The sequence below is a fragment of the Pantoea sp. EKM20T genome, assembly GCF_011800485.1.
GTDB lineage: Bacteria > Pseudomonadota > Gammaproteobacteria > Enterobacterales > Enterobacteriaceae > Pantoea > Pantoea agglomerans.
Genome location: NZ_JAALFW010000001.1, coordinates 430,416 through 444,287 on the forward strand (window position 1 = coordinate 430,416; position 13,872 = coordinate 444,287).

At 56.4% G+C, this 13,872-nt stretch carries 13 protein-coding genes, 1 tRNA gene and 1 pseudogene; 8 read left to right on the plus strand and 7 right to left on the minus strand.

Features of this window, described 5'->3' with window-relative positions:
- Window positions 1-1,006: 1,006 nt before the first annotated feature.
- A complete protein-coding gene (locus tag HFD94_RS02090) occupies window positions 1,007-1,300 on the minus strand; it encodes a DUF2542 family protein (protein WP_033766659.1) in 294 nt (97 codons plus the stop codon).
- Between the two features lie 143 nt (window positions 1,301-1,443).
- Between HFD94_RS02090 and HFD94_RS02095 the strand changes: the two are divergent.
- Window positions 1,444-2,147, plus strand: a pseudogene (locus tag HFD94_RS02095) (site-specific integrase); the annotation flags it as partial.
- Window positions 2,148-2,162: 15 nt separating this feature from the next.
- Here the strand turns inward: HFD94_RS02095 and HFD94_RS02100 are convergent.
- Window positions 2,163-2,239, minus strand: a tRNA-Arg gene (locus HFD94_RS02100).
- 94 nt (window positions 2,240-2,333) lie between these two features.
- Window positions 2,334-2,837, minus strand: coding sequence for a DUF1198 family protein (locus HFD94_RS02105; protein ID WP_033785436.1), 504 nt, complete (start codon window positions 2,835-2,837; stop codon window positions 2,334-2,336).
- 173 nt (window positions 2,838-3,010) lie between these two features.
- Between HFD94_RS02105 and folD the strand changes: the two genes are divergently transcribed.
- Together folD and ybcJ are read left to right on the plus strand one after the other, a co-directional pair.
- A complete protein-coding gene (gene folD, locus HFD94_RS02110; protein WP_122889120.1) occupies window positions 3,011-3,877 on the plus strand; it encodes a bifunctional methylenetetrahydrofolate dehydrogenase/methenyltetrahydrofolate cyclohydrolase FolD in 867 nt (288 codons plus the stop codon).
- Complete coding sequence (gene ybcJ / locus HFD94_RS02115; RefSeq protein ID WP_003849455.1) at window positions 3,878-4,090, plus strand: ribosome-associated protein YbcJ; 213 nt, start codon at window positions 3,878-3,880, stop codon at window positions 4,088-4,090.
- Window positions 4,091-4,117: 27 nt separating this feature from the next.
- Here ybcJ and HFD94_RS02120 read toward each other — a convergent pair whose 3' ends face one another.
- On the minus strand, window positions 4,118-5,224 hold the full coding sequence (locus HFD94_RS02120; RefSeq protein ID WP_122889121.1) for an AAA family ATPase: 1,107 nt from the start codon (window positions 5,222-5,224) through the stop codon (window positions 4,118-4,120).
- Window positions 5,225-5,257: 33 nt separating this feature from the next.
- The gene (cysS, locus tag HFD94_RS02125) at window positions 5,258-6,643 is read right to left on the minus strand and encodes a cysteine--tRNA ligase (protein WP_039388349.1); all 1,386 of its coding nucleotides are present in this window, start codon (window positions 6,641-6,643) and stop codon (window positions 5,258-5,260) included.
- Between the two features lie 212 nt (window positions 6,644-6,855).
- Between cysS and ppiB the strand changes: the two genes are divergently transcribed.
- The 4 genes from ppiB to purK all read left to right on the plus strand — a co-directional run bounded on the left by ppiB (window position 6,856) and on the right by purK (window position 9,765).
- Window positions 6,856-7,350, plus strand: a complete 495-nt coding sequence (gene ppiB, locus HFD94_RS02130) for a peptidylprolyl isomerase B (protein WP_033756818.1) — start codon at window positions 6,856-6,858, stop codon at window positions 7,348-7,350.
- The gene (lpxH, locus tag HFD94_RS02135; protein WP_033766656.1) at window positions 7,350-8,066 is read left to right on the plus strand and encodes a UDP-2,3-diacylglucosamine diphosphatase; all 717 of its coding nucleotides are present in this window, start codon (window positions 7,350-7,352) and stop codon (window positions 8,064-8,066) included. Before ppiB ends, lpxH begins: the two co-directional genes overlap by 1 nt.
- A gap of 131 nt (window positions 8,067-8,197) precedes the next feature.
- On the plus strand, window positions 8,198-8,704 hold the full coding sequence (purE, locus tag HFD94_RS02140; RefSeq protein ID WP_010259054.1) for a 5-(carboxyamino)imidazole ribonucleotide mutase: 507 nt from the start codon (window positions 8,198-8,200) through the stop codon (window positions 8,702-8,704).
- The gene (gene purK, locus HFD94_RS02145) at window positions 8,701-9,765 is read left to right on the plus strand and encodes a 5-(carboxyamino)imidazole ribonucleotide synthase (RefSeq protein WP_167432723.1); all 1,065 of its coding nucleotides are present in this window, start codon (window positions 8,701-8,703) and stop codon (window positions 9,763-9,765) included. The genes purE and purK overlap by 4 nt, the downstream gene beginning before the upstream one ends.
- 152 nt (window positions 9,766-9,917) lie before the next feature.
- On the opposite strand, the gene ybbP is transcribed toward purK, so the two are convergent.
- Together ybbP and ybbA are read right to left on the minus strand one after the other, a co-directional pair.
- Window positions 9,918-12,335: a putative ABC transporter permease subunit YbbP gene (gene ybbP / locus HFD94_RS02150; protein ID WP_167429853.1), complete on the minus strand. Its 2,418-nt coding sequence runs from the start codon at window positions 12,333-12,335 to the stop codon at window positions 9,918-9,920.
- Window positions 12,332-13,018, minus strand: a complete 687-nt coding sequence (gene ybbA, locus HFD94_RS02155; protein WP_022626092.1) for a putative ABC transporter ATP-binding protein YbbA — start codon at window positions 13,016-13,018, stop codon at window positions 12,332-12,334. Before ybbA ends, ybbP begins: the two co-directional genes overlap by 4 nt.
- Between ybbA and tesA the strand changes: the two genes are divergently transcribed.
- Window positions 12,986-13,612, plus strand: a complete 627-nt coding sequence (gene tesA, locus HFD94_RS02160) for a multifunctional acyl-CoA thioesterase I/protease I/lysophospholipase L1 (protein WP_010671236.1) — start codon at window positions 12,986-12,988, stop codon at window positions 13,610-13,612. The two genes, ybbA and tesA, sit on opposite strands and share 33 nt — an antisense overlap.
- Window positions 13,613-13,872 lie beyond the last annotated feature (260 nt).

Consider the following 13,872-nt stretch of genomic DNA (forward strand, 5'->3'; position numbering starts at 1 on the left):
TCATCGACGGCCAACAGAAGGACCTCAGGGGCTTAGCCTGAGCATTCATTCGCGCAAGGTTGGTGTAGTTGTCAGACAAAGCGGCTAAGCCGTTTTGAGAAATGGTAATTACTTTATCCATTTCTTCAGCTTTGATTCGTCGAAGTTAGTGCCTGTGTAGACGCGGCCGGAAAGCAATGTTGCAATAACCGCACCAAAAATCAGCTTCTTCATATCCCTATACCCAAAATAATAGACGGGATAAATCCTCGCATGGAGTAGTCGAAAAAAAGTGGAAAATGATCAATTTTGCTAAAAGTCATAGCGCGCCTGCCGATAAGCCAGAGAACGCAAATCACGGAGAAATCACAATGGAACACCCAAACCCACTCGCAGCGATGACGTTCATAATCTGGTTTTTTATGTTTATTCCATGCTTTCGTATGGCTCAAAAGGCGGGATTCGGATGGAAAATGGCTTTGTTACTATCATTCCCCGGCTTGCATTTCTTTACACTCTATATCTTCGCTTATAAGAAGTGGCCCAATCTGCCCAATGCTTGAGACCTGATAGCAAAAAAACCACCTGAGTGGGCTATGCCATTATGCACTTTATGAATTTATGGAAAGGCACTAGCGATTCTTTGTTGCAACAACTTCATTAGTCTTTTCATAAATTCTGGCTCTTCGAGCCCAATACTCCCTGAGTGCTCCCCCAGACTAACAAGAATCTCATCATCGCCACCTAAAAGGTGTGCAGCAAAAATGGTATAGCTACCTGAAGATTATAACCATCATGCGAAATATGGATTACCCATTCAAATTTTAATTCCTTTCAAACACTTCTCGCTGCTCAGCCCTAAATGTCTCCAATCAGAGGGTTGAGGTTCTACTGAGCCAGTTGAATGCCTTTTACTTGAATGCCCATAGCTTTCTCCGGGCAATAAAAAAACCGCAAGTTAGAGGTTTAAGATTGGGTAAACGATGAGGTTGTTTTTCCTAAGCAAAGGTTGAACTGCGAACGAGACCTAAAACCAAAATGCTGGCATTGTGCGGATTTCATTGTACCAATGGTTAACTGCGGGGATTTCCTGTAAGAACCAGAAGCCGATCCCAATCATCATGATGCTAATTCCAAAATGAAGAATAGTGCTGATCCAATATTCAATAGGTTTGGCATCCTTGTAGATGAATTCCTTGCGACTCGTTCCCTTAAAGGTTTTGGTATAGATTCCCCGATGCATGTAAATGAAAGACTCAGCCAGCGTTATTAGACCAACTATAAAGGCGGCACATACTGTGAACCAATACTGAAATCCCATTATTTTTCATCCCAGCCAATTTTTTAGGTTCATTATTACACAGCTATATAAGATTCCAGTAAGGGTGGCGTAATATTTCGCCACTCACTCAAAAGTGTCTGCATATTGAATGCCTGAATAACCTCATCCATGCAGCCCTTATGCAATCGCTGCTGCGTGCAGCAGCAAATGAATGGGGCTGGATAAAGACAGCGCCGGTTATCAAAACAAAGAAGCCTGTCAGCTAGCGCATCCGCTGTTAACGCGAGAGGAAGCGAACCGGCTGATTGATTGCATGCCGGAAAGCATAAAACCAGTGGTCATATTTGCGCTGGCTACCGGCCTTCGCCTTTCAAACATTCTGGATCTGGAATGGACGCAGGTTGATATGCAAAGGAAGGTCGCCTGGATTAATTCGGAGAACGCCAAAGCGGGCAAGGCTATTGGCGTGGCTCTGAATGATACGACATGCAAAGTGCTGAAGGGGCAGATAGATAAGCAGTCACGTTAGGTGTTCGTACAAACCAAGGCGAAGCATCGCAGCGATGGAACGCTGGCACCGGCAGGCAGGAAAATGCGCAGTGATGATAACACGGCGTGGAATATCGGTCTAAAAGCGCCAGGCATAGAAGACTTCCGCTTTCATGACTTACGGCATACGTGGGCGAGCTGGTTAATCCAGTCTGGTGTTCCGCTTTCCGCGCTGCAGGAAATGGGTGGATAGGAAAATATTGAAATGGTGCGTCGGTATGCTCACCTCGCACCTAACCACCTGACCGAACATGCGCGCAAAATTGACTCACTTTTGGGTGAGAGCGACACAAATACGACACAAGAAGATAATCAGGTAGGATTGAAGCTGGCGTAAACCGATGATTTTATTTGGTACGCCCTACAGGATTCGAACCTGTGACCTACGGCTTAGAAGGCCGGTGCTCTATCCAACTGAGCTAAGGGCGCATGGAGATGGCACGGATTATACGTCGGGAAGCGGGTACGTCAACGTTTTTGCCGTTTCTCCGCAGCGAAGTGCTGCGGTAATGACCAATTGGCGTCAGTGACGCCTGCGCCATTCGCTGAGCGACACGAGTTTACTGTTGTCGGTAAATTCTCCTTCCAGCTCAATCCCTTGTGATGTGAAACGCGCATTGTATTGCTCACGAAGTGCATGCAGCGCCTGGATGTCCGGCTCCAGTTGGCGCAGAAAGCCCAGCGCGAGCAGCAACTGCTGGCGGTTAATAAGCGGTGGAAAACCGGCACGACTGAGAATCGCATGCCAGCGCTGGCTGTTCTCCTCGCTGCCGTCAACAATGAACACCTGCCAGATCAGCAGTACCGCGGCGCCATTATGCAGGTGCGTTTCATTATCCTTGCTGAGATAGTCGGTAAACTCTTTCGCCGCCTCTTTCCCCATCATAGAGATCATTGATTCCACCTGTACCGGTGGCAGCTGCAGCCGTTTGCTGAGCCGCTGAGCGGCGTGGCGTGAGCCAGCGGTGAGCAGCTGAAATCCAGCGACAAACACCACCGCCAGAGTAGCAAGTATTATCCAAATCATTACATCGTCCCCGGATTGTCCTGCAGATATCATACGCATGCAGGCTGGCACTCGTCGCGACGAAAAAGCCGGAAAGCACATACGCGGCTGAAACTGTAACTGACAGCGCGCCGCGCTTCTGACAAAATACCCCCCTTCCCCGATTCAACACAACACAGTGGATTTCCTCTCTGATGGCAGCAAAAATTATTGACGGTAAAACGATTGCGCAGCAGGTGCGCGTTGAGGTTGCGGAAAAAGTGAAGCAGCGTCTGGCCGCCGGAAAACGCACGCCGGGTCTGGCAGTGGTTCTGGTGGGTGAAAACCCGGCATCACAGATCTACGTGGCCAGCAAACGCCGCGCCTGTGAAGAAGTGGGTTTCCACTCCCGCTCTTACGATTTGCCTGCCACGACCCGCGAAGCTGAGCTGCTGGAGCTGATTGATGCGCTCAATCAGGACGACGAAATCGATGGCATCCTGGTGCAACTGCCACTGCCAGCCGGCATTGATAATGTCAAAGTGCTGGAGCGCATCACGCCTGATAAAGATGTCGATGGATTCCACCCTTATAACGTCGGTCGCCTCTGTCAGCGTGCGCCAACCCTGCGTCCCTGCACGCCACGCGGTATCGTGACGCTGCTGGAGCGCTACAACATTGACACCTACGGCCTGAATGCCGTGGTGGTTGGCGCATCCAACATTGTTGGTCGTCCGATGAGTATGGAACTGCTGCTGGCGGGCTGCACCACGACCGTCACTCATCGCTTTACCAAAGATCTGCGCCATCACGTTGAGCATGCCGATCTGCTGGTCGTTGCAGTGGGTAAGCCAGGGTTTATTCCGGGTGACTGGATCAAACCGGGCGCCATCGTCATCGACGTGGGCATTAACCGGCTGGAGAGCGGCAAAGTGGTGGGCGATGTTGATTTTGACAGTGCATCCGAGCGCGCCTCCTACATTACCCCGGTGCCGGGCGGTGTTGGTCCAATGACAGTAGCAACACTGATTCAAAACACGCTGCAGGCGTGCGAAGAGTTTCATGATAAAGAGGTGGTTTAAATGACAAGTTTTTCACTGGGTAAATTCCCGCACGTCGATCTGTGTGACCTGCTGAAACTGGAAGGCTGGGTTCAGAGCGGCGCACAGGCGAAAGTCGTGATTGCCGAGGGTGAAGTGAAGGTCAACGGTGCGGTAGAAACCCGCAAGCGCTGCAAAATCGTAGCCGGTCAGACCGTGGAATTCGCGGGTTTCCGCATTACTGTGGTCGAGTAATTTCCGGGCGTCCCTGCGGGGACGCTGTTACACCCGCTCATCCCCCTTTACGCATGTCTCCCCTTCCCGCTGTTCCAGTGCAATATGATTCACCGCCGTATGCTGCGCTATCAACGTCGCGAGCCGGGGTGAATGGCTGGTGATCCAGAGCTGACTGAACTCGCTGGCTTCGGCGATTAAGCGCGCCAGCGCAGGCAACAGATCTTCATGCAGGCTGTTTTCCGGCTCATTCAGTGCCATAAAGGCAGGCGGACGCGGGCTGAGCAGTGCGACAACCAGACAGAGAAACCGCAGCGTGCCATCAGAAAACTCCGCGCTCTCCAGCGGACGCAGAATGCCCTGGCGCGTCATCAGCATCTGGAAACGGCCATTCTGCACATCGACATCAAACTGGCTGTCGGGAAACGCCTTTTCCATCACCTCAGACAGGAGTTCGGAATGACCGCGCTCAACAATGGTCGCCCAGGCCGCCGCCAGATTGCTGCCATCATGGCTCAGCACCGGCGCACGCACGCCAATCTGCGGTGCCCGTATCGGTGAGCCAGGCCAGACCGCAAACTCATGGTAAAAGCGCCACTGCTGCAGACGTTCGCGCAACTGCGAAAGCTCCGGATAGCGATGCGGTTCGCCAAGCTGACCAAACAGCGACTCTTCGGGATGCAGCACCGCCGGATAGGCGACGCGCTCGCCCTCAACGTTGTGCAGAAAGGCGGTCTGATTTTCGCGCTGCATAATACAGGCGGAAGGACGGCGCTGCTGACCGCTCAGCCAGAGTCGCTCCTGCTTCACCAGCGGATCGAGATTGAACAGGCTGGTCACCAGCGGCTCGGGAAAGCCGATCTCCAGCTGGTAATCCATGTCATCCATCACCACGGCCAGCTCCAGCCGCTTTGGATCGTGTCGGCGATCGCCCCGGCGTAAGCCGCCCGCCCACATCGCTTTCTGAATGCCGCCTTCTTCAGCCAGCGCCAGTGCCAGGCGACCGCTGGCCGCCTCATGCAGCAGCCGCACCGCTTTGTAGAGGTTGGATTTACCGCAGCCGTTGGGACCGCTCACCACATTCAGCTGCTGCAGCGACAGCGTCAGGTTACGTATCGAGCGGAAGCCGCGGATCTGAATCTGTTCAATCGCCATAATAAAAAAGGGCGATTGCTCGCCCTCTCCGGTTTATTTTCGACGCCAGCTGGAGCCCTGTGGCCCATCCTCGACGATGACACCCAGCGCGTTAAGCTTGTCGCGCGCGATGTCCGCTTCCGCCCAGGCTTTGGCGGCGCGCGCATCGGCACGGGCTTTCACCCAGTGCTCAATCTCGGCAACCTCTTCGTCATTGACCTGCGCGCCGCTTTGCAGGAACAACTCAGGGTCCTGCTGCAGAATGCCCAGCACGTTGGCCATCTCGCGCAGCTTCGACGCCAGCCCGTGCGCTGAAGCGCCATCTTCACTTTTCAGGCGGTTCACTTCACGCGCCATGTCGAACAGCACCGAATAGGCTTCCGGGGTGTTGAAATCATCATCCATCGCGCTGCGGAACCGCGCTTCAAACGCTTCGCCGCCGTGGGCAGGCACGCTGCTGTCGGTGTGACGCAGTGCCGTATAGAGACGCTCCAGCGCCGCACGCGCCTGATTCAGGTTATCTTCGCCGTAGTTAAGCTGGCTGCGATAGTGACCGGACATCAGGAAGTAACGCACCGTCTCCGCATCATAATGTTGCAGCACGTCACGCACGGTGAAGAAGTTACCGAGCGATTTGGACATCTTCTCGCGGTCAACCATCACCATGCCGGAGTGCATCCAGTAGTTGACGTAAGGACCGTCATGAGCGCAGCTCGACTGGGCGATTTCGTTTTCATGGTGCGGGAACATCAGATCGGAGCCGCCCCCGTGGATATCGAAATGGGTGCCCAGCTGTTTGCAGTTCATTGCCGAGCACTCGATGTGCCAGCCGGGACGACCGTTGCCCCACGGCGATGACCAGGCTGGCTCATCCGCTTTGGACATTTTCCACAGCACGAAGTCCATCGGATTGCGTTTCACGTCGGCGACTTCAACACGCGCGCCCGCCTGCAACTGCTCCAGATCCTGACGCGACAGCGCGCCGTAATCGGTGTCGCTAAGCACATCGAACATCACATCGCCGTTCTCCGCCACATAAGCGTGACCGCGAGCGATAAGTGTTTCCACCAGCTCGATAATCTCAGCGATGTGACGGGTAGCGCGCGGCTCCTCATCGGGCGGCAGAATCCCCAGCGCGGCGAAGTCATTGTGCATCTCGCCAATCATGCGGTTAGTCAGGGTTTCGATGCTCTCGCCGTTTTCGTTGGCGCGCCTGATGATTTTGTCATCAATGTCGGTGATGTTACGTACATAATTAAGCTGATAACCGAGGTAACGCAGGTAGCGCGCCACCACGTCAAACGCCACGAACGTCCGCCCATGACCAATGTGACAGAGGTCATACACCGTGATGCCGCAAACATACATCCCGATTTTACCGGCATGAATGGGTTTGAATTCCTCTTTCTGTCGACTCAGGGTGTTATAAATCTTAAGCATTGAACGGTTCCGTTTTCGCGTGTGGTTGGCACTTTTAAGTATCCAGACATTGTGCCGTATTTTTATCGCTCGCGCGACGCAAAGCAAGCCAACTGCGCCGCGCTGCTGACGCGTCATTGGAAATTATGATATAAGAACGGTCGACAAAAAGGGGGACGCCCATCGACAGAGCGACCTCAGCAACTGATGACAACCTTTACAGGACGACAAAAATGGTAACTTTCCAGACGAACCATGGCGATATCGTAATCAAAACTTTCGATGATAAAGCGCCGGCAACCGTAAAGAACTTCCTGGATTACTGCCGTGAAGGTTTTTACGACAACACCATTTTCCACCGCGTAATCAACGGCTTTATGATTCAGGGCGGCGGCTTCGAGCCGGGCATGAAGCAGAAAGAAACTAAAGACGAAATTCAGAACGAAGCCAGCAATGGCCTGAAAAACACCAAAGGTACGCTGGCAATGGCACGTACCTCTGCGCCGCACTCTGCGACCGCACAGTTTTTCATCAACGTAGCTGACAACGACTTCCTGAACTTCCGTGACGAAAGCGTTCAGGGCTGGGGCTACTGCGTGTTCGCTGAAGTGGTTGAAGGTATGGATGTGGTCGAGAAGATCAAAGCGGTCTCTACCGGCCGCAGCGGCATGCACCAGGATGTGCCAAAAGACGACGTCGTTATCCAGAAAGTGACCGTCAGCGAGTAATGTCGCGCACGCTGTTTATCGCAGATCTCCATCTGTGTCAGGAAGAACCGGCGATTACCGCCGGTTTTCTGCATTTTTTACAGCGCGAAGCGCCCCACTGCGACGCGCTCTATATTCTCGGCGATCTGTTTGAAGCCTGGATTGGCGACGACGATCCCAATCCGCTGCATCAGCAGGTTGCCCGCGCCCTGCGCGCCCTGCCGGTTCCGGTTTACTTTATCCATGGCAATCGCGACTTCCTGATTGGCCGACGCTTCGCGCAGGCTTGCGGCATGACGCTGCTGCCGGAAGAGCAGGTGCTGACGCTCTACGGCCATCGGTTGCTGATCATGCACGGCGATACGCTCTGTACCGACGATGCGGGTTACCTGCGTTTTCGGGCCAAAGTGCATAATCCCTGGATCCAGCGGCTGTTTCTCGCGTTGCCGTTGTGGATACGTAAACGTATTGCCGCCCGGATGCGCGCCGACAGTAAACAGGCCAACCAGCATAAATCCCAGACCATCATGGATGTGAATCAGGAAGCGGTCGTCGCCACTATGCTGCGCCAGCAGGTGCCGCTGTTAATTCACGGCCACACTCATCGCCCGGCGATTCATACGCTGAGCCTGCAGGGTGAAACGGCGCAACGCGCGGTGCTGGGTGCCTGGCACAGCCGGGGTTCCATGATCCAGCTCGACGCCAGTGGCATTCAGCTTATCCATTTCGACTTTTAATCTGCGGTTAAATCCACGACCTTAAGCCCGACGCAACCGTTTTCCTTGCGTGCTTCTCATGCTATTCTCGGTGCCCTTCAAAACCTGTCCGCCCGGCCAGGTCTGTTTGTTCATTCACAGGAGTTGACCCCATGTCATCCAACGCCCCGGCCCGCATCGCCATTGTTATGGGTTCCAGAAGTGACTGGGCCACCATGCAGTTCGCCGCTGAAATCCTCTCCAGCCTGGACGTCCCTTTTGATGTTGAAGTGGTCTCTGCGCACCGCACCCCGGATAAACTGTTCAGCTTCGCCGAAACGGCAGCCGACAAGGGTCTTCAGGTGATTATTGCTGGCGCAGGTGGCGCGGCACATCTGCCGGGTATGCTGGCGGCAAAAACGCTGGTGCCGGTGCTGGGTGTGCCGGTGCAGAGCGCAGCACTGAGCGGCGTCGATAGCCTCTATTCAATTGTGCAGATGCCGCGCGGTATTCCGGTCGGTACGCTGGCGATTGGCAAGGCGGGCGCAGCCAATGCCGCGCTGCTGGCGGCGCAGATTCTGGCGCTGCATGACAGTGCGCTGGCGTTACGCCTGACCACCTGGCGTCAGAGCCAGACCGATGAGGTGCTGAACCATCCCGATCCGCGGGTGGATGCATGAAGCCGGTTTGCGTACTGGGCAACGGCCAGTTAGGTCGTATGCTGCGTCAGGCGGGTGAACCCCTGGGCATCGCGGTTTATCCGGTGGGCTTAGACGCCGATCCTACCGCGCTCCCTATCGCCGACAGCGTGATCACCGCCGAAATCGAACGCTGGCCGGAGACGGCGCTGACGCGTGAGCTGGCCAGCCATCCGGCCTTTGTTAACCGCGATATCTTTCCGCGTCTGGCGGATCGTCTGACGCAGAAACAGCTGCTGGATCAGCTGGGACTGGCCACCGCGCCGTGGCAGTTGCTGGCGGATAAAAGCGAATGGCCAGCGGTGTTCGACTCGCTGGGCGAGTTAGCGATTGTGAAAAGCCGCACCGGCGGTTACGACGGCCGGGGTCAGTGGCGTCTGCGTGCCGATGAGACTCACACCCTGCCGGAGGCGTGCTACGGCGAATGCATCGTTGAGCAAGGCATCAACTTTTCCGGTGAAGTCTCACTGGTGGGGGCGCGCGGTCACGATGGCCAGGTGGTGTTCTATCCGCTGACGCATAACCTGCATCAGGATGGCATTCTGCGCACCAGCGTTGCGCTGCCGCAGGCGGATCAGACACAGCAGCAGCAGGCAGAAGCGATGCTGAGTGCGATCATGCAGGAACTGAACTACGTCGGCGTAATGGCGATGGAGTGTTTCGTTACGCCAGAGGGATTGCTGATCAATGAGCTGGCGCCGCGCGTCCATAACAGTGGGCACTGGACGCAGAACGGTGCGTCGATCAGCCAGTTTGAGCTGCATCTGCGCGCCATTCTTGGCCTGGCATTACCGCAGCCGGTGGTGTTTGCGCCGTCGGCGATGGTCAATCTGATTGGCACCGACGTGAATCTGAGCTGGCTGCAGCAGCCGCTGGTGCATCTGCACTGGTATGACAAAGAGGTGCGTCCGGGTCGTAAAGTGGGCCATCTGAACCTGACCGACAGCGATACAAAGCGGCTCAGGGCTGCCCTTAACGCGCTGGTGCCGCAGCTACCGGAAGCGTACGCCAGCGGCATCGCCTGGGCGGTTGAAAAACTGTAATCCTCCGCACCGCCTGATAATGCCTTTATCAGGCGGCTCAGAAGGTTAATGTGATGGACGTATACGCCGGTAAGTCAGAGGCAGACGCCGGTAACGGGTGCGATCGGGATCAAGGTCAAAGGCGGCCTGTGCCGCCTTATTCCAGCACTCCCTTACGCCGCATCAAACTTCCTGAACAACGCTTTCCCTTTGAGTAATCGGATCCCCAGCCAGCCACCGCACAGCGATAACAGCAGCGCGCCACACAACGGCAGCGCCAGCCACAGGGTCCAGTCAGGCTGCCACGGGAAATCGAAAATCTTTGTCTGTAATCCCCATAACGCCGCTTCTGCCCCCATCGCGGCCGCCACGCCGGAGACCACGCCGAGCAGGGCAAACTCACACCACAGCGTCGTGCGCAGCAGGCGTTTACCGGCACCCAGCGTGCGATAGACCACCAGCTCCTGACGCCGCTGGCGCATACCGACCTGAATCTGCGCCAGCAGCAGCAACACGCCGCAGGCGGTCACCAGCACCACCATGATCTCCAGCGCCTGGCTGACCTGCGCCAGCACCTGACCGATCTGCCGCATTATGCTGCCGATATCCAGCAGACTTAGCGCCGGAAAAGCACGGTTAAGCTGCGCCAGCAGAACAGGATTCGCCTCCATGCGGAAGCTGGTGAGCCAGGTCTGCGGCTGGCTGTCGAGCGCGCCCGGCGGGAAGATAAAGAAGAAGTTCGGCTTCAGGCTTTCCCAGTCCACTTTACGCAAACTGGTAATGCGCGCGCTGAAGGTCTGCGTATCGCCGTCGAACGTCAGGGTATCGCCGAGCTTCAGCCCCAGCCGATCGGCCAGCTCCACTTCCATCGACACTTCACCCGCTTTGGGTGGCCAGTTGCCTGCCACCAGCGGATTATGATCCGGGCGATCGGCCAGTTCCGTCAGGTTGAGCTCACGGTTCAGGGCATTATCCAGCTTCGGATCGGCCGGTTTGCCGTTGAGTTCACTGAGCCGCACCCGCGCAATCGGGTAAAAGGTCCCGGGCGTGATCTGATGCGACTGCAGGAAATCACGCACCTGCGGCACCTGATCTGCCGTCATGTTCAGCAGGAAGAAGTTCGGGCTATCCGCCGGTAACTGCTGCTGCCAGCGATCCAGCAGATCGCCACGCATTACCAGCAGCAGCGCCAGCAGCATGAACGACAGCGAAAAGGCCGCAAGCTGGCTCAGCGTCATGCCGGGCTGGCGCAGCAGCCGGTTGATCGCCAGTCGTAACGCCAGGTTGCGCACTACCAGCCGACGCAGCAGCAGCAGGGTTCCCCAGCCGAGTAGTGCCAGTAATCCCGCCAGCACCACCACACCCGCCAGCAGCGCCCAGAGCATTTTACTGCCGCCAACCAGCAGCGCTAACAGCGTCACCACAACAGCAATCATCACCGGAATATAGATCTTCAGCGGCCAGAGGTTCGCCACCGCATCGCGCCGCAACACCCGCAGCGGCTGCGTCGCCAGCAGCAGACGATAGGGACGCAGACCCACCAGCAGCGAAATCACAAACAGCGATCCCACCGCCCAGATCCATGGCCAGACGCTGGCCGCCGGTAAGCTGGCAGGCAGCACGGGTTTCAGCATCGCCATCAGGATCGCTTCAACGCCCTGCCCCACCAGGCCACCGGCAATCGCCGCCAGCAGCAGTACCGCCAGCCACTGACCGATGATCAGCCGCTGCAACGCGCCGTGCGTCGCACCCAGGGTTTTCAGCACCGCCACCAGATCGTAGCGGCTGCGGCAATAGTGGCTCATGGCAACCGCCACGGCCGCAATCGCCAGCATCAGCGTCAGCAAGGCCGAGAGCAGCAGGAACTGCTGCGCGCGCTGCATCGAACGGCCTAATGCATCTTCCGAGTTCTCCACGCTGATCCAGCGCTGGTCCGCCTTCAGCTGCGGTTCAATCCAGCGGTCATAGCTGGCCAGCTGATCGGGATTACCGGAGAACTTATAGCGCCAGGTGATGCGGCTGCCTGGCTGAATCGCACCGGTTTTGGCGGCATCCGCCAGATTGATCAGCAGACGCGGCGCCATCTCAAACGGGTTAAAGCCGCCATCCGGCTCCTGGATCACCTCCCCGCTGATGCGCAGCTGGGTGTCACCCACTTCCAGCGTGTCGCCCACTTTCAGGTTCAGCAGCGCCATCAGGCGCGGTGCCGCCAGCGCGGTACCCGCCTGCGGCCTCAGCCCTGGCGGCTGCGTCTGCAGCGTGCCAAACATCGGGTAGCGATCGTCCACCGCTTTTACTGAGGCAAGCTGCGGGGACTGATCGGCAAAGGTCATGGTCATAAAGGTCAGCTGACGGCTCACCGTCAGACCGCTTTCAGCCGCTTTTGCCAGCCAGGCTTCTGGCGCTGCATCACTGCTGCGCAGCGTACGGTCGCCGGCCATAAAATCACGGCTCTGCTGATTCAGCCCTTTTTCCATGCGATCGCTGATCGACCCCAGCGCCAGCACGCAGGCCACCGCCAGCGTCAGCGCAAGCCAGACAATCAGCAGCGAGGGCGAACGCCACTCGCGCCAGAACCAGCGCCAGATCATTGCTCCTCCCACAATTTACCGTCGCGCAACCGCAGGCGACGATCGCAGCGCGCCGCCAGTTGCTCGTCATGCGTCACCAGAATCAGCGTGGTGGCGAAGTCGCGGTTAAGCGAAAACAGCAGATCGGCGATGCGGTCACCGGTTTTACGATCGAGATTGCCGGTCGGCTCATCGGCAAACAGCAGACCAGGACGGCCACTGAAGGCGCGGGCCAGCGCCACCCGCTGCTGCTCGCCGCCTGAAAGCTGGGCAGGCAGATGATGCAGACGTTCAGCCAGTCCGAGCAGCGTCAGAAGCTCTCTCGCCTGTTCACGGCTCTGACGGTCGCTGTCGCCGCGCAGCAGGGAAGGCAGCTGCACATTCTCCTGGGCATTCAGGGTCGGCACCAGCATAAATGACTGGAATACAAAACCGACCTGCCGGGCACGCAGGGCCGCACGCTGCTCTTCGTTCATCTGATGCAGTGGCTGCCCCAGCAGATGGACTTCGCCGCTGCTGCCATCGTCCAGCCCGGCCAGAATTCCGAGCAGGGTTGACTTGCCGGAGCCGGACTCGCCAATCAGCGCAATGGTCTCAGCTGGTTTGACAACCAACTCAACTCCGGTAAGGATGGTTAACTGATGCTCTCCCTGACCGACGGACTTAGTAAGATGATGAACTTCAACAATGTTTTCCGCTGGCATTATCCCTTCCTGTTATTGATTCTTCTGCTGGTGTCGCGTCTTGCTGCTGCAGATACGCTGATGGTGCTGGGCGACAGCCTGAGTGCGGGCTATCGCATGTCTGCCACTGCGGCCTGGCCCAGCCTGCTCGATAAGCAGTGGCAGCAAAAACCTAAAGTGATCAACGCCAGTATCAGCGGTGATACGGCTGCACAGGGGCTGGCGCGCCTGCCCGCACTATTAAAACAGCATCAGCCGCAATGGGTGTTAATCGAATTGGGCGGTAACGATGGTTTGCGCGGTTTCCCGCCCGACGCTATCGCGCAGAATCTGAGTAAAGTTATCGACGATGTTAAAGCCGCCAATGCGAAGCCGCTGCTGATGCAGATTCGTCTGCCTGCCAACTATGGCCGCCGCTACACCGAAGCGTTCAGCGGCATCTATCCCGGATTAGCGCAGCAGCATAACATTCCTCTGGTGCCCTTTTTCATGGAGCAGGTTTATCTGAAACCCGAGTGGATGCAGCAGGATGGCATTCATCCTAATCCTGATGCCCAGCCTTTTATCGCCCAGTTAATGGCGAAAGACCTGGCCCCCTTAGTTAAGCAGCCGTAGCGCGCCGGGATGCGCAAAAAGGGTAAAGAAATGCAAAAGCACTTTGCCGCATATAATAAATCATTTAAATCAATAATTTAATATTGGTTTTTTTGTTATTGGCGGCAAAGTGGTGACAGCGGCTTTACATGTGCCGCGCTGTGAAGATGATCTATATAGGGTTATCAAGTGTGATGACCGCGCTTTTGTGTGGCGCAGCGGGCGTCTGTGGCGTTCTGGTGGCAGGTTAGTTTAAAACGATCTCACCATTAAATAAAAAA

Coding starts and splice junctions, on each gene's coding strand:
- HFD94_RS02105 (WP_033785436.1), bottom strand. CDS start 2,837: ATGATTTGGATAATACTTGCTACTCTGGCGGTGGTGTTTGTCGCTGGA.
- cysS (WP_039388349.1), bottom strand. CDS start 6,643: ATGCTTAAGATTTATAACACCCTGAGTCGACAGAAAGAGGAATTCAAA.
- folD (WP_122889120.1), top strand. CDS start 3,011: ATGGCAGCAAAAATTATTGACGGTAAAACGATTGCGCAGCAGGTGCGC.
- ybcJ (WP_003849455.1), top strand. CDS start 3,878: ATGACAAGTTTTTCACTGGGTAAATTCCCGCACGTCGATCTGTGTGAC.
- ppiB (WP_033756818.1), top strand. CDS start 6,856: ATGGTAACTTTCCAGACGAACCATGGCGATATCGTAATCAAAACTTTC.
- purE (WP_010259054.1), top strand. CDS start 8,198: ATGTCATCCAACGCCCCGGCCCGCATCGCCATTGTTATGGGTTCCAGA.
- ybbP (WP_167429853.1), bottom strand. CDS start 12,335: ATGATCTGGCGCTGGTTCTGGCGCGAGTGGCGTTCGCCCTCGCTGCTG.
- HFD94_RS02120 (WP_122889121.1), bottom strand. CDS start 5,224: ATGGCGATTGAACAGATTCAGATCCGCGGCTTCCGCTCGATACGTAAC.
- tesA (WP_010671236.1), top strand. CDS start 12,986: ATGATGAACTTCAACAATGTTTTCCGCTGGCATTATCCCTTCCTGTTA.
- HFD94_RS02090 (WP_033766659.1), bottom strand. CDS start 1,300: ATGGGATTTCAGTATTGGTTCACAGTATGTGCCGCCTTTATAGTTGGT.
- ybbA (WP_022626092.1), bottom strand. CDS start 13,018: ATGCCAGCGGAAAACATTGTTGAAGTTCATCATCTTACTAAGTCCGTC.
- purK (WP_167432723.1), top strand. CDS start 8,701: ATGAAGCCGGTTTGCGTACTGGGCAACGGCCAGTTAGGTCGTATGCTG.
- lpxH (WP_033766656.1), top strand. CDS start 7,350: ATGTCGCGCACGCTGTTTATCGCAGATCTCCATCTGTGTCAGGAAGAA.